This window comes from Rhodanobacter ginsengiterrae, assembly GCF_050026815.1.
GTDB lineage: Bacteria > Pseudomonadota > Gammaproteobacteria > Xanthomonadales > Rhodanobacteraceae > Rhodanobacter > Rhodanobacter ginsengiterrae.
Genome location: NZ_JALBWO010000033.1, coordinates 12753 through 35060, shown reverse-complemented (window position 1 = coordinate 35060; position 22308 = coordinate 12753). Strand labels below are relative to the sequence as shown.

Below are 22308 nucleotides of genomic sequence, written 5' to 3'. Positions count from 1 at the left end.
TCAGTGGCTGCCCAGGCACAGCGCCTGCAGCGACTCGCGGGTCGGCTCGGCGGGCATCTTCGGTGCCAGCGACCCCAGCAGGTCGACCGCCAGATCGCCGTCGGCTTCCTGCATGTGCATGCAGCGCGATTCGTTGCCGACGCCGTCGATGCGGATGCTGGCCACGGTCTTGGCCACGCGCGCGTCGCGTGGCACCAGGGTCAGCGTCCACGCGCCGGCGGCGCTGCCGCTCTGGCTGATCTCGAAAGACTGCTGCAGCCGGGCCGGGTCACCGCTGAGCAGGGCCACGAAGCTGTCCAGCAGCACCTGCAGTTGCGGTGCGCGCTTCAGCGAAAAGTGGCGCGCGCTCTTGCCATCACGCTGCTGGGTGACTTCCCCGTCGGCAATCGTGGCGGTCTCGTGCTGCGGCTGGTCGACGCGGCGCTGCAGCTGGTCGCCGCCCAGCCAGGACAACTCCCCGGACACCACCAGCGGCTTGTCCAGCACCTGCATGAAGCGCGCTTCGGCGAAGGCCGTGTGCGCGGGGGCGGGCTGGCCCAGCGCGACTATCAACGCCTGCGCGGTGGAAGACGCGGGCGCCGGCTCAGACGCTGACGCGGTCGCGCACAGCGTCAGCAACAGGCTCGGCAGCAGGAGGTGCGTCTTGCCAGAAATCATAGAAATTGAACCAGTTGTAGGGAGCGACGTGAATGTAGTGCTCCAGTCGTTGGGCATAGCGGGCAATCAGCGCATCGAGCGCCGGGCCCCGATCATGCCGGGGAATCTCCACCCGCTCGCTGAACGGCTCGAACACCAGGCGATAGCGGTTGCCGCCCAGATACAGGCCGAAGCACAGTACCACCGGCACCTGCAGCGCATGCGCCAGCAACCACGGGCTGATCGGGAATGGCGCGGGCTTGCCCAGGAAGTCGGTACGACGCAGCACCTCATGCCCGCGCCCGCGGTCGGCGAGCATCGCCACCAGCGCGCCGCTCTGGCAGGCCTCGGCCATCGCCAGCGCAATGCTGGTGCCGTCCTGCGCGGCGTCGATCACGCAGGCACCCACCTCGGGCGCCAGTTCCTCCAGCAGTTCGGTCATCGCCGGCGTCTTCTGCTTGTCCAGCACCACGCGCAGCGGCATCTTCGGGCGGCGTGCACCGACCGCGCGCAAGGCTTCGAAACTGCCCTGATGGGAGCCGAACAGCAACACGCCCTTGCCACGGTCGAAGCGCTCGTCGAGCAGTTCCAGGCCATGGGTTTCGATCTCGAACGGCCGCTCGCCGTGCGCCAGCAGGAAGATCCGGTCCAGGATCGTGGCGGCGAAGCAGTGGATGTGTTTCAGCACTTGCCAGGCCGACACCGGCTTGCCGAGCACGCGCTCCAGGTACTGCCGCGAAGCCAGCCGCTCCGGCCCGCGACGCAGGTAGAAGTACAAGGTGATCGGATACAGGCACAGCCGACCCACCCGCCGCCCGCCATACAGCGCGATGCTGCGAATCAGCCAGATCGCGAAACGGCCGCCGCCCTCGGGCCGGCTCTGCCAGTGTTCGGGTTTGCTCACGGGGCTCCCTCCACCACACCGCGCGCCAGCAGCAGGCCATCGCGGCGGATCTCGAAACGGGCCCGCGAGCCTTCCGGCGCGGCCTCGGTCAGGCACAGCGTGGCGGTTTCATCCGGCCGCAGCGGCGCCACGAATTTCGCCTCGAGCACGCGCACCAGTCGCTGCCCGCGCCAGCGCCGCAACGCCAGCGCGACCTGCTCCAGCAGCAGCACGCCCGGCACCAGCGGATGACCGGGAAAGTGGCCGGGCAAGGCGGCGTGCCCGGCGTCGATGCGCAGGTTCTGCTCGAAGCCGGCGCTCATGATCGGATCACCCGCTTGCCACGGATCAGCTGCGGCCAATGCACCGCCAGCTGCAGCATCATCGCGTGCAGACCCGGATGACTGAGATGACGCAGGCGCCAGCGTCGATAGCCGTATTCCAGCAGGAACGCCGCGCCCAGCACGGCATAGCAGCCCAGGTGCAGCCAGGCGGCGGCCCAGCGTTCCGGTACGTGCAGCGGCGAGGCGACGCCGACGCGTTCCAGCAGGCCGCTGTGATCGGCGCACAGCAGCAGCACGGTGAGCAGCAGCGCCTGCGCGCCCAGCAACAGCGTCCAGAACCAGGTGAGCTGCCGCGCATAGGCGGCGACGCCCGGCAACTGCAGCCGCTCGGCACCTTCGATGGCGATGATGAAGCGTTCCACCAGCGGCTCGCCGGTGGCCAGGCTGCGGCCGAACCAGATCGCCAGCAGCGCATTGATCACGATGGGTATCGCCTCCAGCAACAGTCCGGCGAAGCCCTGCTTCCACGCCAGCAGCAAGCCAGCCAGCGTGGCCGACCAGAGCAGCCACGCGGTGCTGCGCCACGCCAGCAGTCGCGGCAGCAGCAGCACGGTCAGCAGCAGCGCCAGCGCCAGCAACGCGAACACCTGGCGATGGCTCACCGCGCCAGCGATCGCCAGCAGCGGATACAAGGGCAGCAGGCACAAGGCATAAAGCCGTGCATGGTCGGACGAGGGAGACGTAGCCGTCATGCCAGGGGTCGCAAGGAGTCGATCCAAAGCGTCAGCCTGCCACCGCTGCTGGAAGAGGACGTGACGGACCGAAGCGGGGTGCGAAGAATCGCCAGCCTCAGCTGGCGCGGTTCTGCTCGACGTGATCGGAAAGCGTGCGCAAGCTGGCGAAGATCTGCCGGTTCTCGGGATTGTCCGAACGCAGCTGGAAGCCGTAATGCCTGGACACCGCCAGCGCGATCTCCAGCGCGTCGATCGAGTCCAGTCCGAGCTCGCCCCCGAACAGCGGCGCATCCGGTTCGATCTGGTCCGCTGTCACGGACTCCAGATTGAGGCACTCCACCACCAGAGTGGCCAATTCGTGCTGCGCTGCGGTCTGCTCTGCCATGCTTGATTCCGTACGGTGAATTCATTGCCTCCCCCCGGTGGCAGTGGGCGCGGAGTGTAACATAGCGCCCTTGTCGTTCCCGGTTGCAAAGCATGGTTCAGGGATGTGAAAACCCGCAGCTCGACTCGCCGGTGCGCCGTGCGCCGCGAGTTTCCTATCGCATGGGCACGCCGGCTGCGCTGCTTGCCGAAAGCGGCACGCTGGCGGTGTTCGGCTTCGGCAGCGATGCCCCGCACAGCGATGATTCGCGCTACCTGCAGGTTCCGCTGGAAGCCTTTGACGGCCCGGCGCCGCTGGAGTTGTGGCAGGTCGATGCACCGGTCAACAGCTGGCGGGACGGCGCGCTGCACTGGTCCGCGGGCGGCGGCTGGCTGTTTGCCTCGATCGAACTTGACGAGCGCGAATACGGCGGCGCCACCGCCGCCGCCGAGCTGGCCTACCGGCGACTGCACCAACTGGTGGCGGCGCGGGCGGAACAGCACGTACTGCGGATATGGAACTACCTTGGCGCGATCAACCATGGCGACGGCGACGCCGAGCACTACAAGCACTTCTGCGATGGCCGCGCCAGCGGCATGGGCGATTTCTTCGCCGAGGGCTTTCCGGCTGCCACCGCCATTGGCCATCTCGACGGCGCGCATCGGCTGCAGGTTTATCTGCTGGCCTGCGATCGGCCCGGCCGGCGCGTGGAAAATCCACGCCAGGTCAGCGCCTGGCAATACCCGCGCCAGTACGGCCGCACGCCACCCAGCTTCGCGCGCGCTATGAGCCTGCCGGCCGGCGACGCACTGGCCATCTCCGGCACCGCGGCGGTGGTTGGCCACGCCTCGGCCCACCAGGATGACCTGGACGCCCAGCTTGCCGAAACCATGCTCAACCTCGACGCCTTGCTGGCCAACGCCGGCATGGCCAGTGGCTTCGACAGCCATTCGCCATTGAAGACCTATGTGCGCCACGGCGCCGATGCGTCGCGGGTGCGCCAGTTCCTCGAGACACGCCTGCCGGGTGTGCCGGTACTGCTGTTGCATGGCGAGATCTGCCGCAGCGAACTGCTGGTCGAGATCGATGGCTGGCGTTACGCGTAGGGCGCAGGGCGAGGAGTGAGTGGAGAGGAGTGAGGAGTGGGAACGAGCCAAGGTGGACCTGCTCCTGCCTTTCTCTCACTCCTCACTCCTCTTGCCTCATTTTTGCTTCAAGGGTCGCTTCCACCCTTCGAAGGTCTGCTGTTTGCCGCGGGCCACGGTCAGCTCGCCGTCGGGCGCATCGCGGGTGATCACCGAACCGGCACCGATGGTGGCCCGGGCGCCGATGCGCACCGGTGCGACCAGCGCGCTGTTGGAGCCGATGAAGGCACCGTCGTCGATGCGGGTGAGGTGCTTGTTCACGCCGTCATAGTTGCAGGTGATGGTGCCGGCGCCGATATTGACCTCGCGCCCGACCTCGGCATCGCCGAGATAGGTGAGATGGTTGGCCTTGCTGCCCTCGCCCATGCGGGTCTTCTTGGTCTCGACGAAGTTGCCCACGTGCACGCCGGCATCCAGTTCGGTACCCGGTCGCAGGCGCGCGAACGGGCCGATCGTGCAGGGCCCGTGGGTGATCACGCCGTCGAGGTCGCAGTGCGACTGCACCACCGTGCCGGTGGCCAGCCGTACGTTCCTGAGCCGGGTGAACGGACCGATGCGAATGTCGTCGCCAAGCACGACCTCGCCTTCCAGGATCACGTCGATGTCCAGCTCCACGTCGCGCCCGGCCGTGACGGCGCCGCGTACCTCGATGCGTTGCGGGTCGACCAGGCGCACGCCATCGGCCAGCAGCGCTTGCGCAGCGCGCTGGCGCCACGCGGCCTCCAGCTCGGTCAGCTGCAGCGGATTGTTCGCACCGGCGGCCTCCACCGGGTCGACGCACTCGACGCTCAGCGCCGGCACATTTTCTGCGGCCGCCATGCGAAAGATATCGGTCAGGTAATACTCGCCCTGCGCGTTGTTGCGGTCGAGCCGGCCGATCCAGCCACGCAACGCCTGCGCGTCGGCTATCAGGATGCCGGTGTTGACCAGGTTGACCACGCGCTGCACCTCGTCGGCGTCCTTCTCCTCGACCACCGCCCGCACGTAGCCGTTGCCGTCGCAAAGCACCCGTCCGTAGCCACGCGGCTCGGCCAGACGCATGGTGAGCAGGCTGAAGCCGCCCTCGGCCTGTACCAGTTGCTGCAGCGTCTCGACCCGGGTCAACGGCACGTCGCCGTACAGCACCAGCACGCGCGCCTGGTCCGGAATGTCGCCCAGTGCCTGCTCCACTGCATGGCCGGTACCCAGGCGCTCGGCCTGCAGCGCCCAGCGCAGGTCGGCCTGGTCGGCGAACGCCGCCTGCACCTGATCGCCGCCATGACCGTAGACGATGTGCAGCGCGGCCGGCTGCAACGCGCGCGCGGCGGCAATGACATGGGCCAGCAGCGGCCGGCCGGCCAGCGGCATCAGCACCTTCGGACGATGGGACTTCATCCGGGTGCCGGCGCCGGCGGCGAGGATGACGACGTGGAGCGGGGCGTGGTTCATGGGTGTCGGCCTTGACGTGTTTCAATCAAAAAGCATAGCAGCCGGTTCGGGCGTGACGCAGGCAAATGTGGCTCAGGGCCTGGCGGCCGCGGCCGAAACCGTGGACTTGCCGGCATGGCATTCGAAACGGAACAGGTAGGTCAGGCTGAACGGGCGGGTTTCGCTGTCCACCACGTGACTGTTGCCATCGGCATCGGCGGCCCAGCGGCTGATCTGCAGCGGGTTGAACTGCCATTGCCGCGCTGCCGCGCGAACCGCGTCGATGAAGGCATGCCGACTCGGATCTGCGTGAGCCTCTCCATCCACGCGAACCTCGCCGACCGCACCCTTTCCGTCGATGATCAACAGTGCCGACAGTTCTTCCGGGGGCGGGCAGCTGGCCAGCAGACCCGCCGGATACACCGGGCTCACCCGTCGGAACGGCGTGCCGCCGCTGGAAACCTCGCCCATCGCCAGCTGATAGCGCACCGTGCCAGGCGGCAACTCCATGCGCCAGGAAGACTCGCCTGTTGCGGGCGGCGGCGCCACGGGTCGCGTGGCGCAGCCATCCAGTACCAGCCATGCCAGCAGGCCGCAGCAGCGCCAGGCCAGGCTCGATCCGTTCATGTCCTTCCCTGTATCGGAAGCATCATCGTGCCGAGACAAAAACGCCGGCACAAGGCCGGCGTTCGCAGTTCGCAATGCCCATCGAAGCAACCGCTTCATCCACGAGTGCGGCCATGGATGGCCGCTTCTTGATCTTGGCTCTGCGCTCATGGACGAGCGCACAAACTCAGTGCTTGAGGCTCTTGCGCAGACGCTCCAGCGCCTGCAGCTGGGTCATCGCCTCGGCCAGCTTGACCTGGGCTTCGGCAATTTCCATCGCATCCGTGCGGTTGGCCAGCGCATCTTCAGCTTCCTTCTTGGCCTGCTGGGCGGAGGCTTCGTCCAGGTCGGACGCACGCGCGGCGGTGTCGGCCAGCACGGTGACGACCTGCGGCTGCACTTCCAGAATGCCGCCGGAAACCCAGAACTGCTGACGCTCGCCACCGTCCAGCAGCACATCGACATGGCCGGGCTTGAGGCGGGTGATCAGCGGTGCGTGGCGCGGCGTGATGCCGAGTTCGCCCAGCTCGCCGGTGGCAACGACCATCGTCGCGTCGCCGGAGAAGATCTCGGCTTCGGCGCTGACGATGTCGACGCGAATGGTTTGGCTCATAGTTCTCTCTCGCTACGCTCGGTCGAACGGGATTCGGAATTCGGGACTCGGGATTCGTCAAAGGCGCGATGACGCCGCTCTCCGACTCCCTGATTCCGAATCCCCAATCCCGGCTTCAGTTCAGGCCGCCTTCTTGGCGCCCATGTCCTCGGCCTTCTTGATCACCTCGTCGATGCCGCCGACCATGTAGAACGCCTGCTCCGGCAGATGGTCGACGTCGCCGTCGACGATCATCTTGAAGCCGCGGATGGTTTCCTTCAGCGACACGTACTTGCCCGGCGAGCCGGTGAACACCTCGGCCACGTGGAACGGCTGCGAGAAGAAGCGCTCGCACTTGCGCGCACGCGACACCGCCTGCTTGTCTTCCTCGCTGAGCTCGTCCATGCCGAGAATCGCGATGATGTCCTTCAGTTCCTTGTAGCGCTGCAGCGTACCCTGCACGCGGCGGGCGACGTTGTAGTGCTCCTCGCCGATCACCAGCGGATCGAGCTGGCGGCTGGTCGAGGCCAGCGGGTCCACTGCCGGGTAGATGCCCAGGCTGGCGATGTCGCGCGACAGCGCCACGGTGGAGTCCAGATGCACGAAGGTGGTCGCCGGCGACGGATCGGTGTAGTCATCGGCGGGCACGTAGACGGCCTGGATCGAGGTGATCGAACCGGTCTTGGTCGAGGTGATGCGCTCCTGCAGCACGCCCATTTCCTCGGCCAGGGTCGGCTGGTAGCCCACGGCGGACGGCATGCGTCCGAGCAGCGCGGACACCTCGGTACCAGCCAGCGTGTAGCGGTAGATGTTGTCGACGAACAACAGCACGTCCTTGCCCTTGCCGGTCTCGTCCTTCTCGTCGCGGAAGTACTCGGCCATGGTCAGGCCGGTCAGCGCCACGCGCAGGCGGTTGCCCGGCGGCTCGTTCATCTGGCCGTACACCATCGCGACCTTGTCGAGCACGTTGGAGTCTTTCATCTCGTGGTAGAAGTCGTTGCCCTCGCGGGTACGCTCGCCCACGCCGGCGAACACGGACAGACCCGAGTGCGCCTTGGCGATGTTGTTGATCAGCTCCATCATGTTGACGGTCTTGCCGACGCCGGCGCCGCCGAACAGGCCGACCTTGCCGCCCTTGGCAAACGGGCAGACCAGATCAATGACCTTGATGCCGGTTTCCAGCAGGTCGGTCGCAGCCGCCTGCTCGTCGTAGCTGGGCGCTTCGCGGTGGATGACCCACTGATCCTTCTCGCCGATCGGACCGGCCTCGTCGATCGGGTTGCCGAGCACGTCCATGATGCGGCCGAGGGTCGCCTTGCCGACCGGCACCTTGATGCCTTCGCCGGTGTTGCGCGCCTGCAGGCCGCGCTTCAGGCCCTCCGTGGAACCGAGCGCGATCGTGCGCACGATGCCGTCGCCAAGCTGCTGCTGGACTTCCAGCGTGATCTCGGTGCCGTCGATCTTCAGCGCGTCATACACCTGCGGCACCTGATCGCGGGGAAATTCCACGTCGACGACTGCGCCGATGATCTGAACAACTTTGCCCTGGCTCATGCTGATAGCTCCGGATGAATCTCTAAGGTTTCGATTTGTACAAAGCGCCGAGGTTGCGTCGCTCTTACTGGGAGTGCGGCCACGGATGGCCGCTCTTGATCTTGTTCTGCGATCAGGGACGATCGCATTTATACAGCCGCCGCGCCGCCGACGATCTCCGAGATTTCCTGGGTGATCGCTGCCTGACGTGCCTTGTTGTAGACCAGCGTCAGTTCGCCGATCACCTTGTTCGCGTTGTCCGACGCGCTCTTCATGGCCACCATCCGCGCGGCATGCTCGCTGGCGAGGTTCTCCAGCGCCGCCTGGTACACCACCGACTCGATGTAGCGTCCCAGCACGTGCTCCAGCACGGTCTGCGCGTCGGGCTCGTAGATGTAGTCCCAGTCGTGGCTCGCCTCCAGCTTCACGCCGGCATAGGCCGATTCGCCCGCCGCCTGATGCGCTTCCATTTCCGACGCCACCAGCGGCAGCGGCAGCAGCGCATCGATCGTCGGCTTCTGCGTCATGGTGTTGACGAAGTCGTTGTAGGCCAGGAACACGCGATCCAGTCCGTTGGACGCATAGGCGTCCATCATCACCTTGATCACGCCGACCAGCTGTTCCAGCTTGGGCCGCTCGCCCAGGTGGGTGACGCTGCCGATCAGGTTGACGCCCTTGAGACGACGAAAGAATGCGACCGCCTTCTGGCCCACCGCCACCACATCGACCTGCACGCCCTTGTTCTGCCATTCGACGATGGCCGGCAGCAGGCGGCGGAACAGGTTGGAGTTGAGGCCACCGCACAAACCGCGGTCGGTCGAGACCACGATGAAACCGACCCGCGCGACGTTGTCTCGCTGGGTCAGGAACGGATGGCTGAAATCGGTACTGGCCTGGGCCACATGCGCGATCACCTTGCGCATCGAACGGGCGTACGGGCGCGAGGCCTTCATCAGGTCCTGCGCGCGACGGATCTTTGCGGCAGAGACCATTTCGAGCGCGCGCGTCACCTTGCGCATGTTCTGCGTGCTCTTGATCTTGGTTTTGATTTCGCGTCCGCTGGCCATGCTTTACTCGCTCGCTTTGCTCACTCGGGGGATTCGGGATACGGGATTGGGGATTCGCAGAGGCCGCACGCTCAAGCTCTTACCGAATCCCGAATCTCAAATCCCGAATCCCGGCTCCTCTTACCAACTACCGGTCTTCTTGTACTCGTCCAGCGAGGCCTTGAAGGTAGCTTCGATCTCGCCGTTCCAGTCGCCGGTGGCCACGATCTTCTTCATCAGTTCTTCGTGGTTCTGGTGCATGAACGCGTGCAGGCCTTTCTCGAACGCCAGCACCTTGTTCACCGGCAGGTCGTCGAGGTAGCCCTTCTCCGCGGCGTATACCGACAACGCCAGCTCGACGATCGACAGCGGCGCGTACTGGCCCTGCTTCATCAGCTCGACGACGCGCTGACCGCGGTCCAGCTGGGCGCGGGTGGCCGGATCCAGGTCCGAGGCGAACTGCGCGAACGCGGCCAGCTCGCGGTACTGGGCCAGGGCCAGCTTCACGCCGCCGGACAGCTTCTTGACGATCTTGGTCTGCGCGGCACCGCCGACGCGGGACACCGACACACCGGCGTTCACGGCCGGGCGGATGCCGGCGTTGAACAGGTCGGTTTCCAGGAAGATCTGGCCATCGGTGATCGAGATCACGTTGGTCGGCACGAACGCGGACACGTCGCCACCCTGGGTCTCGATGATCGGCAGCGCCGTCAGCGAACCGGTCTTGCCCTTCACTTCACCGCTGGTGAACTTCTCGACGTACTCCTCGTTCACGCGAGCTGCGCGCTCGAGCAGACGGGAATGGAGATAGAACACGTCGCCCGGATACGCTTCGCGGCCCGGCGGACGCTTCAGCAGCAGCGAGATCTGGCGATACGCCACCGCCTGCTTGGACAGATCGTCGTACACGATCAGCGCGTCTTCGCCGCGATCGCGGAAGAACTCGCCCATCGCGCAACCCGAATACGGGGCCACGTACTGCAGCGCGGCCGACTCGGAAGCCGAAGCCACCACCACAATGGTGTGCGCCATCGCGCCGTGCGCTTCCAGCTTGCGCACCACGTTGGCCACCGACGAACGCTTCTGGCCGATGGCGACGTAGATGCACTTAACGCCCGAATCCTTCTGCGCGATGATCGCGTCGATCGCCAGCGCGGTCTTGCCGGTCTGGCGGTCGCCGATGATCAGCTCGCGCTGGCCGCGGCCGACCGGGATCATCGCGTCGACCGACTTGTAACCGGTCTGCAGCGGCTGATCGACCGACTTGCGCCAGATCACGCCCGGCGCGACCTTCTCGACTTCGGCGTTGAGCTTGGCGTTGATCGGGCCCTTGCCGTCGATCGGGTTGCCCAGCGCGTCGACGACGCGGCCAAGCAGCTCCGGGCCGACCGGCACTTCGAGGATGCGGCCGGTGGTCTTGGCCGTGTCGCCTTCGCGCAGGTGCTGGTATTCACCGAGCACCACGGCGCCGACCGAGTCACGCTCCAGGTTCAGCGCCAGCGCAAACGCGTTGCCCGGCAGCTCGATCATTTCGCCCTGCATCACATCGGCCAGGCCGTGGATGCGCACGATGCCGTCGGACACGCTGATGATCGTGCCCTCGTTGCGTGCTTCCGCGCCAAGCTTGAACTGCTCGATGCGGCTCTTGATCAGTTCGCTGATCTCGGACGGATTCAGTGTGCTGCTGGACATGGTCATCTATCCCGGAAATTGAATGCTCTTGTTAAGAGTCCGGCCCGGACGGCCGGTTTTGCTCTTCGCGAAAGGGACTTCGCGTGTAACCAAATCTTTCCGGCCATCGACGGCCGGTCTTGCGCTTCGCGAAAGGGACTTCGCGTAAAACTGACCCGCGTGGTGAGCAAGGGAGGCGGCGTGGTCAGGTACGTGCCACTCGTCTCTCGCTTCTCTCCACTTTGTCTCTGCTCTCAATTTGCCAGGGCGCTGGCCAGCTGCGCGAGACGTCCGCGCGCCGAGCCGTCGATCACTTCGGTGCCGGCATCGATTACCACACCGGCCAGCAGCGAGGCATCGACCGAGGTTTCCAGTTCGATCTCGCGCTTGAAGCGGCGCTTCAACGACACCTTCAGCTGCTCCGACTGCGCCGCATCCAGGGTCATCGCGCTGGTCACCTTGACCAACAACTGCGACTCGGATTCGCGCTTGAGCATCTCGAACAGCTCGGCCACCTCGGGCAGCAGAGCCAGGCGACGCTGTTCGGCCATCTCGGTCAGGAACTGGCCGAACGGCGCATCCACGGCCATGCCGGCCGGCAGATGCAAGGCCACCAGCTGGGCCGGCAGCACCCGCGGATCATTGCCGAGGCCGGCCACGAGCGCGTCGCCCGCCACTGCCGCCGCGAATGCCAGCGACTGCGACCACGAAGCCAGCGTGCCGGACGCATGAGCCACCTCAAACGCGGCGCGAGCGTACGGGCGAGCGAGAGTGATTGCCTGGGCCATGGATCAGAGACCTGCTGCGAGCTGGTCGAGCAGAACCTTGTGCGTCGAGGCATCCACCTCGCGCTGCACGATCTTGCTGGCACCCTGCACCGCCAGCGCACCGACCTGTTCGCGCAGCTGGTCGCGCGCACGCTGCGCCATCGACGCGATGTCGTCCTGCGCGGCGGCCTTCAGCCGGTTGATCTCGCTGATCGCTTCATCACGGGCCTTTTCGATGATCTGATTGGCGGTCTGCTGGGCTTTGTCGATGATCTCCGAAGCCTGCAAGCGAGCCTGCTTGATCTCGCCAGCCACCTTCACGTCTGCGCTCTTCAGCTCGGCGTGGGCGCGCTCGGCGGCATTCAGCCCTTCGGCGATCTTGATCTGGCGATCTTCGATGGCCTTGTTGATGTGCGGCCAGATGAAGTGGACGCTGAACCAGATCAGGATGGCGAACGAAATCATTTCGCCAATCAAGGTCGCGTTGAAATTCATCGCTGCATTACCTGTAAATACGGAACAAGACAAACGCGGGTACAAAAGACCCGCGCCAGATACGCGACGACGCCTTGACCGGCGCCATCGCGAAGGTACTTCTTACTGGCCCTTGCCGGCAGCCGTCAGCACCGTACCCAGCAGCGGGTTCGCCACGGCGAAGTACATCGCCAGCGCCACACCGATCAGGAACGCGGCGTCGATCAGACCGGCCAGCAGGAACATGCGACCCTGCAACAGCGGCACCAGCTCCGGCTGACGCGCAGCGGCTTCAAGGAACTTCGAACCCATGATGCCGATACCGATACAGGCGCCGAGCGCACCAAAACCGATGATCAGGCCGAGCGCGATGGCGGTGAAGCCCTGGATTTGTGCAAACTGGACGAGATGTTCCACGGTAGTCTCCTGAGAAATTCAAACTGGAATAGATAAAACGGTTGCAACAGTTGATTCGAGTACGCCGATCAGTGGTGATCGTGCGCCATCGAGATGTACACAATCGTCAGCACCATGAAGATGAATGCCTGGATCGAGATGATCAGGATGTGGAAGATGCCCCACACCGTGTAGCCGATGATGCCCATGCCGTACAGCGCCCAGCCAGCCGCGCCGGCACCGGCGCTGAACAGGCCGGCGATCAGCATGAACACCAGCTCGCCTGCGTACATGTTGCCGAACAGTCGCATCGCCAGGCTGACCGGCTTGGACGCAAGCTCGACCAGATTCAGCGCAAAATTGGGAATCCACAGCAGCGGGTGCTTGCCGAAAGGTGCGGTGAACAGCTCGCTCATGTAGCCGCTGAAACCCTTCGCCTTGAAGCTGTAGAAGATGATCAGCGCGAACACGGTCAGCGACATTGCAAACGTCATGTTGACGTCGGCGGTGGGCACGGCACGGAAGTGTTCGACGCCGAACTTCTCGGTGATCCAGGGCAGCAGGTCGACCGGCAGCAAGTCCATCGCGTTCATCAGGAACACCCAGACGAACACGGTCAGCGCCAACGGACCCAACACGCGACGGTCACCATGGAACACGTCCTTGACCTGGCCGTCGACGAATTCGAGGATGATCTCGACAAACGCCTGACCTTTGCCAGGCACACCGGCCGTGGCCTTGCGCGCCTTCAACCAGAACCACGCACAGAACAGCACGCCGAGCGCCAGCGACACGGTCATCGAGTCGATGTTGATGGGCACCGCCCAGAACCCGCCCTCGCTGACATGCGGTGTCAGATGAGTGAGATGGTGCTGAATGTATTCGGTAAGACCGCCAGTCGGCTCGCTTGCCATGGATCAACCCTTGAATCTGAACGCCAGCAGATAAACCGCGTAAGCCGCCGCCAACCCCGTGATGGCGGCCAGCGGTGGCAACTTGAGTTGGAACAGGATCACGATCAGCCCTCCGACGATCACGATCCATTTCAGGAGCACGCCCGTCAGCAACCGGCCCAACGCTTGACCCGCCCCCGTCACGCCGCTGAAGAATCGCGCCGACATCAGCGCGGTACCCAGCGCCACCATCGTCGCGCCCGCAGCAGCCGAAACCGCTTCACGCGGCCCCAGTGCGAGAAACACGAGGCCAACCAGCAACGCCACCAACAGCTGCAGCAGAACTATGCGCAGCGCGATGTGTCGACCAGAGGCAAGACTGTTGAGCAACGTAGCTTCTCCGCGCGGCCTGCAGCAGGCGGCACCGATACAGCTGCGGGCCACGATCCAATCCGTAAAAGTATAGCAGTTGGAAAGTTGCAGGAACAAGCCGTGACACCTGCGGCATCGTGGCCTGCAGCGCGCTTAACGTCTTGAATCATGACGCCGTCGCAGTCATGCCGCAAATTCTTTCGGCAGCACGCAAAAGCAGGGCCGGACACGAAGTCCGGCCCTGCTCACGCCGCGTGAAGCGCAACGATACCGCTGAATTACTTGGCGGAAGCCTTCTTGGCGGCCACCGGTGCGGCAACCGCGTCGTTGGCAGCCTGACGCTGTTCCTGCACCAGCGCGTTCATCGACTCGGCGGTCTTCTGGGTCACGGCGATCACTTCCTGCGACACCGCCACGGCGCGCTCGGCGTTCTCGCGACTCAAGCTGCTGCCCTTTTCCCACAGGCTGCGCAGGCCGTCCATGTCACGGGTTTCCATCGCTTCGGCGACGAACTGGGCGGAGATCTTGCTCTGCTCCTCGAGCGCCTTGAGCTGCAGCTCGGCGACCGTCTCCAGGCCCTTCAAGGCCAGCGACTGCGCCTTGAACGCGCTGTCGGTGAACTGCTTGGTGAACGCGAAGAGCTGGTTGTTGTATTGCTGAGTCATGGCTTTGTCCTCGTTGAGGATGGGGTAGTGGAGTCACTCTAACAACAACTTTTGTGCAGTGCAATATATATTTTGCGAAGTGAACCAGACCATTGCAGGAATATTCAGTGAAAACGGCCGCTTGAGCGGCCTGAAAAACCCATCGCGCCGCGGCAAAAATGGCTGTCTGGCGCCGTTTATGGCAACTGGCAAAACGCGCTGACCCGGTCGATGGCCCATGCAGTCCGTGCCTTGGGCTGCTCGCCTGCGCATTTCCGGCCGGGACACCGATCCGGCTGGCCCCAAGCTTCAGCCGCACAGCGCTAATGCCGGCGAGATGAGTTCGCCATGCGTTCCGGCTCAAGCTCGCCGGCAAACGTTCGCCCAAGAAAGGCCGACACCTTCGCCGCACTCTGCCGGTTGATCGCCTCCAGCAGATCCGGCGTGATCGACGAGCACCGATACCGCCGCTGCATCGACTCACCAATATGCAACAGCAACCTTGTCGATACCTCCGCATCGGCCTCCGCTCGATGCGCGGCGCCGCGATAGGAGATGTTCAGCGCCTGCGCCAGTCCGCCCAGCTTGTAACTGCGCTGCCCCGGCAACATCCGGCGCGCCAGCTTCAACGAACAGATCAAGCCGCGATGCCGCGGTGACAATCCCAGCCGCTGGCTCTCCGCCAACAGGAAGCGCGCGTCAAAACCCGCGTTGTGCGCCGCCAACACATCCTCTCCGATGAATTCCAGCAACCGCGGCAGCACCTGCGCTACCGGCGGCGCCGCATCCACCATCCGCTGCGAGATACCCGTCAACGCCGATACGAACGACGGAATGCGCACGCCGCAATTGATCAAGGTGACATATCGCTCCGCCACCACGCCATCCACAATGCGCAGCGCCGCCACCTCGGTAATGCGGTCGCCCGCCACCGGACTGAGGCCGGTGGTCTCGAAATCGAGCATCACGATAGGTTGGTCGAACAAGACAGATCCCGCACGGTCACGCCGAATGCGGCGCCGGCGAAGGATAGCGGCTCGACCGGACAAGTCGGCCAATTCCGTTGATCAATCACCCAACCGGTCAGGGACCCCGGTAACGACATCCGGACGTGCAGGTCTCATGTACCACCACCTCGGAAAGCAGCGGCAACCCCGGCTTCAGCCGATTCCAGATCCACATCGACAGCCGCTCACTGGTCGGATTCTCCAGCCCCTCGATGTCGTTGAGGTAGTGATGATCGAGCTGATCGTAAATCGGCTGAAATACCGCCTTCACGGCGGAAAAATCCATCACCCAGCCAGTATTCGCTCCGAGTTCACCACTGAGATGAATCTCGACTCGAAAGGAGTGCCCGTGCAAGCGGGAACATTTGTGCCCTTCCGGCACGTTCGGCAAACGGTGTGCCGCCTCGAGGGTGAAGACTTTGAAGATATCCATCGGCGGATTGTACATCTGGCTTCGCAACACATCCGCGCCCAAGGAGGCGACTCGGGCAAGAGCGACTGCCAGACTGCCACCAGCCCCAAGGCAGACGACCGGACCGCGACATGTCCGCCCAATCGACCGGGCTGGTCACGCCAACGAACACGTTCATGTGCTCCCGCAAACAAACGGCATGTCCATCGTCCGGCGAAGCCAGATCGCCGGGACAAGGCATTGCGAAACGGCATGCCAACTGCTGGGCGCCGTCGCTGTCGCAGGGCCTGCCGACCGGATTGGGCTACCCGCAGGATGCGTTTGGTGGCTATGGGTGGACTCGAACCACCGACCCCAGCATTATGAGTGCTGTGCTCTAACCAGCTGAGCTACATAGCCATTGGGATGCCCGCCGGGAGGGATCGGAACGATCGGGGGCGGGCGCGGAAGTGTAGTGGGCCGGGGGCGCGGGTTCAAGTGTGTTGCTTGCTGCGGCTTTGCGGGCTGTGGTTGAATCGCGGTCAGGACTTCGCGGCAGCTTTGCGGCAAGCTTGCGGCATGCGGCCTCAGGAGGCGACATGATTGATGTAGATGGCTACCGTCCGAACGTCGGCATCGTGCTGCTGAATGCAGACGGGCAGCTGTTCTGGGCGCGCCGGGTCAATCGTGATGGCTGGCAGTTTCCGCAGGGCGGCATGCGTACGGACGAGACGCCGCTGGAAGCGATGTACCGCGAACTGGAAGAGGAAACCGGTCTGGCCGCGCATCATGTGGAGGTCATCACGGCCACTCACGGCTGGCTGCGTTATCGCCTGCCGGACCGTTATGTGCGCCGGCATCAGCGGCCGACATGCATTGGCCAGAAGCAGGTGTGGTTCCTGCTGAAGCTGGTGGGTGGCGAGGAAGCGCTGAAGCTCGACGCGTGCGACAAGCCGGAATTCGACATCTGGCGCTGGGTCGATTTCTGGTACCCGGCGGCCCATGTGGTGAACTTCAAGCGGCAGGTGTATGAACGCGCGCTGCGCCATTTCGCGCCCTTGGTCGAGGACCTGTTCAGCGTGAACCTGGGCAACTTGCCGCCGCGCGAGAGCACCGGTGAACCCGCGAAACCGCAGGGCGGACGCGCGGTCGCCTGATCGCTTTGATTGAACAGGATGCCGGGACAGCTTGGCTGAATGCCAGGCATCGACTCATAGTCACATGTTGACAATCATTCGCATTCGCGTTCTCATGCGCGCCATGTATATCTGCATGTGCAACGCCGTCACCGATCACGACATCCGCCGCGAGGCGGCTGCCGGCGTGCAGACGTTTGCCGAGTTGCAGGCACGCACCGGCTGCTCGGACTGCTGCGGCAGCTGTGACAGCGAAGCGCGCGCCACGTTCGACCAGGCACGCTCACAAGTGGTGATCTGCCCGCTGCCGCTCGCCGCGGCCTGAGCTTCCTCTCCGTTGATGTCGCTGCTCGGCCGGAGCCAGCTCCGCATGCCGGGGGCAAAGCTTTCCGTTCTCATTCCCGCCGCAGCGGCGGGAAGTTTGTATAGTCGTGATTGCTATCGATCGGAGTGGAAGCCATGAAGGGTGATGCCAAGGTCATCGAGTTTCTCAACAAGGTGCTCTACAACGAGTTGACCGCGATCAACCAGTATTTCCTGCACTACCGCATGCTCAAGGACTGGGGCTACACCGAGCTGGCGGCGCATGAATACAGGGAGTCGATCGAGGAGATGAAGCACGCCGATCATCTGATCGAACGCATCCTGTTCCTCGACGGCCTGCCCAACCTGCAGCATCTGGGCAAGCTGCGCATCGGCGAAAACGCGATCGAGTCGATGCAGGGTGACCTGGACCTGGAGCTGGCCGCGGTGAAGGATCTGCGCGAGGCGATCGCGTACAGCGAAGGCATTGCGGACTACATCAGCCGCGATCTGTTCAAGGACATCCTGCACGATGAGGAAGAGCATATCGACTGGCTGGAAACCCAGTTCAGCCTGATCAGGGACATCGGTGCGGAGCGCTATCTGCAGAGCAAGATGCAGAGCTGAAGTCCGCCGCACTGAACGGGAGCCCGCGATTCGTGCGCCCGTTCCTTGACGCTTTCGTCACACGGGGGCTATACCTTGGGTTTTCCCCTGGAACAGCCGCATGGGCTCACGACCACCACCGCGTTTCGTGGTGCGCCGCCACGACGATACCGGCCATCGCCGACGCTGGTGGTGGCTGGGTCTGGGCTGGCTGGCCAGCCTGCTGGCGGTCGGTGTCGCGGTGGCCGCGTTCGGCCGCCACGCCAGCACTCCGGCCGTGGTGGACAAACGGGCGCAGCGCGCTCTGCTGGCCCAGATCGACGACCTGAAGCAGCAGCTGGCAAACCTGCAGCGCTCGGCCCAGGTCAATGAAGTGGCTACGCGCTCGCTGCGCGGCACGCTGGCGCAGCGCGAAGAGGAACTCAGCGGATTGCGCGCGGACCTCGGCTTCTACGCGCGACTGGTCGGCGGCGATGCGCAGCGGCAGGGACTGAAGCTGCAGGAAGTGAAGCTGCAACCGATCGTCGGCTCGCGCGGCTGGAACCTCAGCCTCAGCCTGACCCAGAACGCCAAACGCGGCGACGAGATTTCCGGCAACGCGCAAGTCAGCGTGGAAGGTCTGCGCGGCGACAAGGTCACCCGGCTGGACTGGGCCGCGCTGGGCGATGCCGCGCAGAAGGATGGCATGCCGTTCCGTTTCACCTATTTCCAGCAGTTGCACGGCACCATCGTGCTGCCCGCGGATTTCCGCCCGACGCGCCTGCGCATCAGTGTCCAGCCCGCCAGCGGCGAAGCGGTGAACCGCGCCGTGGCGTGGGGCGACGCGCTGAGTGGCAACATCACCACCGCCCAAGGGGACCACGATGCTCAACCGTAGACGCAACGACCGCAACAACCACAGCAACAACGAAACCAGCCTGATTGCACGCGGCACCTCGATTCGTGGCGACGTACGCTTCAGTGGCGCGCTGCACCTGGACGGCCGGATCGAAGGCAGCGTGATCGGCGAGGGCGAGGACGCGATGTTCACCCTGAGCGAGCATGGCCAGGTGCACGGAGAGATCAACGTACCGAACGCGGTGATCAACGGTCACGTGACCGGCGACGTGCACGTCAGCGTGCGGCTGGAGCTGGCGGCGCAGGCGCGCATCGACGGCGACCTGCGTTATCACACGCTGGAGATGGCTGCCGGTGCCCAGGTCAATGGGCGCATTGCGCGCCAGGCCGAGGAAGCGCAGCGCAACCTGCCTGCACCGGCGCAGGATTCAGGCGTGGACGAGGCGGTACCGGCCTGACGCGGTATGCTTGGCTACAGTCCGCCACGCCCCCATCTAGAAAGCCATGGAAACCATCCTCACGATTCCCGACTACCAGAGCGCCGGCACGCCGCTGATCTTCACCGCCGCGGCCGCGCACAAGGTGCATGAGCTGATTGCCGAGGAAGGCAACCCGGCGCTGAAGCTGCGCGTGTACATTTCCGGTGGCGGCTGCTCGGGCTTCCAGTACGGTTTCACCTTCGACGAGGCGCAGGCCGAAGACGATCTGGCGGTGGAGCGCGACGGGGTCACCCTGCTGTGCGATCCGTTGTCGCTGCAGTACCTGGGCGGCGCGCAGATCGACTATGCGGAGAACCTCAGCGGCGCGCAGTTCGTGATCAGCAACCCGAACGCGAAGACGACCTGCGGCTGCGGCTCTTCGTTCTCCGCCTGACGGAACCGCCGATGGACCGGGCCTGGCTTCCCCCCACCAACACGTTTGCCGGGCTCAGCCTGGTGCTGGATCGCGTGGCCGAATCGCGCGACGAATCGGTGTGGATCGTCGAGCAGGCGCGCTCGGGTGCCGCGCGCTATCTGCTGCTGGACGGCGCTGGCGAAGCGTTCCTGCGCCGCGACAGCGACCAGCTGCGCTGGCTCGATGTCGATGAACGCGAACGCTGGCTGGGCAACACCCGCGCCAGCCTGCTCGGCATGGCATACGAACGCCCGCACTTCCTGCTGGTGGCGGACGATGCCGAACGCATTGGTGAACTGGAGAGCGCGCTCGACGCGCGTCGGGCGAGCCTGCGCAGCGCCGGGCTGCAACTGGCGGCGGACGAAGCTGGTCTGTTCGCCTATGCCAAGGGCCTGTCGCACTGGCAGCGCGAAACCCGCTTCTGTTCGCACTGCGGCGCGCCGCTGCTGCTGGTCGCCGCCGGCCATCGCGCGCAATGCACCAATCCGGAGTGCGCGCGCCTGCATTTCCCGCGTACCGACGCGGCTGTGATCATGCTGGTTGAACACGAAGGCGCCTGTCTGCTCGGTCGCCAGGCCGGCTGGCCGCCCGGCCGCTACTCCACCCTGGCCGGTTTCATCGAACCGGGCGAGGCGCTGGAAGACGCGGTGCGCCGCGAAGTAGCCGAGGAAGCCGGCGTGATCGTCGACGAAGTGCGCTACCACTCCTCGCAGCCATGGCCGATGCCCGCCTCGCTGATGGTCGGCTTCATCGCCACAGCGCGCTCGCGGCAGATCGCCAGGCGCGATCACGAGCTGGAAGACGCGCGCTGGTTCACTCCGCAACAGATCGTCGACGGCATCGCCGACGGCAGCTTCGTGCCCTCCACCCGATTGTCGGTGTCCTATCAGTTGCTGGCGTACTGGCTGGAATGCCGGGCCGGTCTCGTATTGGATGCGCTGGTCGACGGCGCCGCCGCGCACTGAATCCACGAGCAGAACTTCGCGTCACCGCCACGGTCTGATTTGCCGCACCCGATCAGGAAACCGGCGATGGCGCATGGAAGCACTCATCTGCAGGCGCGGGAAACGCACAGCGTGCGGCGTGCGTGGCTGGTGGCATTCGGTCGCGGAAGCATTCTCGGCTTTGTCATTTCGCTGCACCTGGTTCTGCTGGCACTTTTGTTCGGCCCGGTCACTCCGCTCCGAGCTGTTGCTGATGGTCCGCGCGGGCAACGCAACGTGCTGCTCATTCGATGGGTGGCGCAGGTGGTCACGCCACGCCGCGTACGTACAGTCCAGAAGCGAGCGGTGCAGGACATGCGAGTTCCGCGAGCGGCGTCGCGAGCGATTCCCGCGCCGGAAGTGGCGGCCGAACCCGGCCCGACAGCTTCGGCGGCAGCGGCTCCAGCGGGTGACTATCACTCGCCCTTGTTGAGCGGTCGTACCGGCATGGCGGAGCCGCCATCTGTTTCGCGCTTGCCCGGTGCAGACGCGACATACGTTCGCGGCATCGTGCTCAACGAGGGATCGAGCCTGCATCAGGTGGTACGCGCGATGACCCATGCCAATCGCTGCCAGTACACGCGGATGAAGATGGGACAAAGCCCCCATCAGTTCGTCACGCGCCAGCTGATGGAACGCGCACTCGAGGCCGATGGCTGCGGCCCGCAGACCGCGCACAGCGCTGCCGACGACACGGTAGAGGCGATCTCGCGCCAAGCGATCTTCGGGCATTGAAATGCCCATGCGATGAGCTGCATCGCTGGCGCGCGATGCGCCCGGGCGGTCGCATACAATGGTCGCCAACTTCCGCGAAGCTGTTTCCCCATGGCCATTCGTCTGCTCGTCGTCCTGATCGCCCTTGGCTTGCTGCACGTGATGCCGCAACTGGCGCGGTGGCGTGGCGATGGCTGGTTCCGACGCTGGGTGGCGCAACTCGGCGACACCAGTGGCGGCGCTCGAGTCGCGCTGACCCTGGGGCTGCCGACAGCGCTGTGCGCGCTGGCCGCCTGGTGGCTTGGCTGGTCGCCGCTGGGCGCACTGCTGCACTTGCTGTTTGGCCTGGCGGTGCTGCTGTACTGCTTCGGCCCACGCGAGTTCGAAGCCGACCTGGAGGCCATCCTGCACGCACCGGACGGCGTCAGTCGCGAGGCGGCGGCGCAGAATCTCGCCGACCTCGGCCAACCGGTTGCATGGAACGCGCCGGCGCTGGGCGAAGCCATCGCCTATGCCGCGCTGCGCCGTCGTTTTGCCGTGCTGCTGTGGTTCTTCCTGCTCGGCCCCGCTGGCGCGCTGCTGTACCGACTGGCGCAGATGCTGGGTCGTGACGACACGATTCACCTGGACCCCGCCGCCGAACGTGCCGGCGGTTACGTGGCCAATGCGCTGGACTGGCTGCCGGCCCAGCTGCTGACCTTCACCCTTGCCGTGGTCGGTCACTGGGACGCGGTGCTTGATGCGTGGCAGCGCTGGCACCAGCAGGCTGCACCGACCAGCTGGTACAGCGCTGGCCCGGGTTTCCTCGGCGCCGCCGCCAAGGCCGACGTGCTGACGGATATCGTGGCGGGCGATGGTTACGCCGAGGAACACAGCGACCCGTTATCCGAATTGAAGCGGCTGCGCAGCGCGCTGCTGCGCGCGTTGCTGGCCTGGCTGAGTGTGGTGGCGCTGATTGTGATCGGCGGCTGGGTCAGCTAGCGCGCTTTC

At 65.0% G+C, this 22308-nt stretch carries 29 protein-coding genes and 1 tRNA gene; 10 read left to right on the top strand and 20 right to left on the bottom strand.

Going from position 1 to position 22308, the window contains the following annotated elements; genetic code table 11:
• The 5 genes from ACQGNJ_RS01035 to ACQGNJ_RS01015 form a co-directional block, all read right to left on the bottom strand.
• Entirely contained in the window at positions 1 to 657 is a 657-nt protein-coding gene (locus ACQGNJ_RS01035; RefSeq protein ID WP_426687370.1) for a LolA-related protein, read from the bottom strand.
• On the bottom strand, positions 584 to 1540 hold the full coding sequence (locus tag ACQGNJ_RS01030) for a lysophospholipid acyltransferase family protein (RefSeq protein WP_426687369.1): 957 nt from the start codon (positions 1538 to 1540) through the stop codon (positions 584 to 586). The genes ACQGNJ_RS01035 and ACQGNJ_RS01030 overlap by 74 nt, the downstream gene beginning before the upstream one ends.
• Positions 1537 to 1842 (bottom strand): ApeI family dehydratase, encoded by a 306-nt coding sequence (locus tag ACQGNJ_RS01025; protein WP_426687368.1) that lies wholly within the window; start codon positions 1840 to 1842, stop codon positions 1537 to 1539. Before ACQGNJ_RS01025 ends, ACQGNJ_RS01030 begins: the two co-directional genes overlap by 4 nt.
• Positions 1839 to 2555, bottom strand: a complete 717-nt coding sequence (locus ACQGNJ_RS01020; protein WP_426687367.1) for a COG4648 family protein — start codon at positions 2553 to 2555, stop codon at positions 1839 to 1841. Before ACQGNJ_RS01020 ends, ACQGNJ_RS01025 begins: the two co-directional genes overlap by 4 nt.
• A 97-nt stretch (positions 2556 to 2652) precedes the next feature.
• Positions 2653 to 2922 carry a phosphopantetheine-binding protein gene (locus ACQGNJ_RS01015; protein WP_426687366.1) on the bottom strand — a complete coding sequence of 90 codons (270 nt, stop codon included), beginning with the start codon at positions 2920 to 2922 and terminating at the stop codon, positions 2653 to 2655.
• A 92-nt stretch (positions 2923 to 3014) separates the two neighbouring features.
• Here ACQGNJ_RS01015 and ACQGNJ_RS01010 point away from each other — a divergent pair, with 92 nt between their 5' ends.
• Positions 3015 to 4007 (top strand): chorismate transformation FkbO/Hyg5 family protein, encoded by a 993-nt coding sequence (locus ACQGNJ_RS01010; protein ID WP_426687365.1) that lies wholly within the window; start codon positions 3015 to 3017, stop codon positions 4005 to 4007.
• 96 nt (positions 4008 to 4103) lie between these two features.
• Here ACQGNJ_RS01010 and glmU read toward each other — a convergent pair whose 3' ends face one another.
• From glmU to ACQGNJ_RS00935, 15 genes are all read right to left on the bottom strand, one after another.
• The gene (glmU, locus tag ACQGNJ_RS01005; protein ID WP_426687364.1) at positions 4104 to 5474 is read right to left on the bottom strand and encodes a bifunctional UDP-N-acetylglucosamine diphosphorylase/glucosamine-1-phosphate N-acetyltransferase GlmU; all 1371 of its coding nucleotides are present in this window, start codon (positions 5472 to 5474) and stop codon (positions 4104 to 4106) included.
• 72 nt (positions 5475 to 5546) lie between these two features.
• Positions 5547 to 6080 (bottom strand): hypothetical protein, encoded by a 534-nt coding sequence (locus ACQGNJ_RS01000; RefSeq protein ID WP_426687363.1) that lies wholly within the window; start codon positions 6078 to 6080, stop codon positions 5547 to 5549.
• Between the two features lie 166 nt (positions 6081 to 6246).
• On the bottom strand, positions 6247 to 6672 hold the full coding sequence (locus tag ACQGNJ_RS00995) for a F0F1 ATP synthase subunit epsilon (RefSeq protein WP_426687362.1): 426 nt from the start codon (positions 6670 to 6672) through the stop codon (positions 6247 to 6249).
• Positions 6673 to 6792: 120 nt separating this feature from the next.
• Entirely contained in the window at positions 6793 to 8205 is a 1413-nt protein-coding gene (gene atpD, locus ACQGNJ_RS00990; protein ID WP_426687361.1) for a F0F1 ATP synthase subunit beta, read from the bottom strand.
• Positions 8206 to 8333: 128 nt separating this feature from the next.
• A complete protein-coding gene (gene atpG, locus ACQGNJ_RS00985) occupies positions 8334 to 9251 on the bottom strand; it encodes a F0F1 ATP synthase subunit gamma (RefSeq protein WP_426687360.1) in 918 nt (305 codons plus the stop codon).
• A 120-nt stretch (positions 9252 to 9371) separates the two neighbouring features.
• Positions 9372 to 10922, bottom strand: coding sequence for a F0F1 ATP synthase subunit alpha (atpA, locus tag ACQGNJ_RS00980; protein ID WP_426687359.1), 1551 nt, complete (start codon positions 10920 to 10922; stop codon positions 9372 to 9374).
• A gap of 233 nt (positions 10923 to 11155) precedes the next feature.
• Positions 11156 to 11689: a F0F1 ATP synthase subunit delta gene (locus ACQGNJ_RS00975; protein WP_426687358.1), complete on the bottom strand. Its 534-nt coding sequence runs from the start codon at positions 11687 to 11689 to the stop codon at positions 11156 to 11158.
• A 3-nt stretch (positions 11690 to 11692) separates the two neighbouring features.
• Positions 11693 to 12163 carry a F0F1 ATP synthase subunit B gene (locus tag ACQGNJ_RS00970; protein WP_426687357.1) on the bottom strand — a complete coding sequence of 157 codons (471 nt, stop codon included), beginning with the start codon at positions 12161 to 12163 and terminating at the stop codon, positions 11693 to 11695.
• Between the two features lie 102 nt (positions 12164 to 12265).
• Positions 12266 to 12559, bottom strand: a complete 294-nt coding sequence (atpE, locus tag ACQGNJ_RS00965) for a F0F1 ATP synthase subunit C (protein ID WP_426687356.1) — start codon at positions 12557 to 12559, stop codon at positions 12266 to 12268.
• Positions 12560 to 12627: 68 nt separating this feature from the next.
• Positions 12628 to 13452, bottom strand: a complete 825-nt coding sequence (atpB, locus tag ACQGNJ_RS00960) for a F0F1 ATP synthase subunit A (RefSeq protein ID WP_426687355.1) — start codon at positions 13450 to 13452, stop codon at positions 12628 to 12630.
• Positions 13453 to 13455: 3 nt separating this feature from the next.
• Positions 13456 to 13920 (bottom strand): hypothetical protein, encoded by a 465-nt coding sequence (locus tag ACQGNJ_RS00955; protein WP_426687354.1) that lies wholly within the window; start codon positions 13918 to 13920, stop codon positions 13456 to 13458.
• A gap of 161 nt (positions 13921 to 14081) precedes the next feature.
• Positions 14082 to 14468 (bottom strand): phasin family protein, encoded by a 387-nt coding sequence (locus ACQGNJ_RS00950; RefSeq protein ID WP_426687353.1) that lies wholly within the window; start codon positions 14466 to 14468, stop codon positions 14082 to 14084.
• 302 nt (positions 14469 to 14770) lie between these two features.
• The gene (locus ACQGNJ_RS00945) at positions 14771 to 15505 is read right to left on the bottom strand and encodes a 3'-5' exonuclease (RefSeq protein ID WP_426687352.1); all 735 of its coding nucleotides are present in this window, start codon (positions 15503 to 15505) and stop codon (positions 14771 to 14773) included.
• A 25-nt stretch (positions 15506 to 15530) separates the two neighbouring features.
• On the bottom strand, positions 15531 to 15887 hold the full coding sequence (gene queD, locus ACQGNJ_RS00940; RefSeq protein WP_426687351.1) for a 6-carboxytetrahydropterin synthase QueD: 357 nt from the start codon (positions 15885 to 15887) through the stop codon (positions 15531 to 15533).
• 301 nt (positions 15888 to 16188) lie between these two features.
• Positions 16189 to 16265, bottom strand: a tRNA-Met gene (locus ACQGNJ_RS00935).
• Positions 16266 to 16444: 179 nt separating this feature from the next.
• On the opposite strand from ACQGNJ_RS00935, the gene ACQGNJ_RS00930 reads away from it, so the two are divergent.
• From ACQGNJ_RS00930 to ACQGNJ_RS00890, 9 genes are all read left to right on the top strand, one after another.
• Entirely contained in the window at positions 16445 to 17002 is a 558-nt protein-coding gene (locus ACQGNJ_RS00930) for an RNA pyrophosphohydrolase (RefSeq protein ID WP_426687350.1), read from the top strand.
• A gap of 94 nt (positions 17003 to 17096) precedes the next feature.
• Positions 17097 to 17306 carry a (2Fe-2S)-binding protein gene (locus tag ACQGNJ_RS00925; protein WP_426687390.1) on the top strand — a complete coding sequence of 70 codons (210 nt, stop codon included), beginning with the start codon at positions 17097 to 17099 and terminating at the stop codon, positions 17304 to 17306.
• Positions 17307 to 17440: 134 nt separating this feature from the next.
• Positions 17441 to 17911 (top strand): bacterioferritin, encoded by a 471-nt coding sequence (gene bfr / locus ACQGNJ_RS00920; protein WP_426687349.1) that lies wholly within the window; start codon positions 17441 to 17443, stop codon positions 17909 to 17911.
• A gap of 100 nt (positions 17912 to 18011) precedes the next feature.
• Positions 18012 to 18767, top strand: coding sequence for a DUF6776 family protein (locus tag ACQGNJ_RS00915; RefSeq protein ID WP_426687348.1), 756 nt, complete (start codon positions 18012 to 18014; stop codon positions 18765 to 18767).
• Positions 18754 to 19185, top strand: a complete 432-nt coding sequence (locus ACQGNJ_RS00910; RefSeq protein ID WP_426687347.1) for a bactofilin family protein — start codon at positions 18754 to 18756, stop codon at positions 19183 to 19185. The genes ACQGNJ_RS00915 and ACQGNJ_RS00910 overlap by 14 nt, the downstream gene beginning before the upstream one ends.
• Positions 19186 to 19231: 46 nt before the next feature.
• Positions 19232 to 19600 carry an iron-sulfur cluster insertion protein ErpA gene (erpA, locus tag ACQGNJ_RS00905; protein WP_426687346.1) on the top strand — a complete coding sequence of 123 codons (369 nt, stop codon included), beginning with the start codon at positions 19232 to 19234 and terminating at the stop codon, positions 19598 to 19600.
• Between the two features lie 11 nt (positions 19601 to 19611).
• Positions 19612 to 20586 (top strand): NAD(+) diphosphatase, encoded by a 975-nt coding sequence (nudC, locus tag ACQGNJ_RS00900; protein ID WP_426687345.1) that lies wholly within the window; start codon positions 19612 to 19614, stop codon positions 20584 to 20586.
• Positions 20587 to 20652: 66 nt separating this feature from the next.
• Positions 20653 to 21339, top strand: coding sequence for a hypothetical protein (locus ACQGNJ_RS00895; RefSeq protein ID WP_426687344.1), 687 nt, complete (start codon positions 20653 to 20655; stop codon positions 21337 to 21339).
• A 90-nt stretch (positions 21340 to 21429) separates the two neighbouring features.
• Positions 21430 to 22299, top strand: a complete 870-nt coding sequence (locus tag ACQGNJ_RS00890; RefSeq protein ID WP_426687343.1) for a beta-lactamase induction protein — start codon at positions 21430 to 21432, stop codon at positions 22297 to 22299.
• Positions 22300 to 22308: the final 9 nt, after the last annotated feature.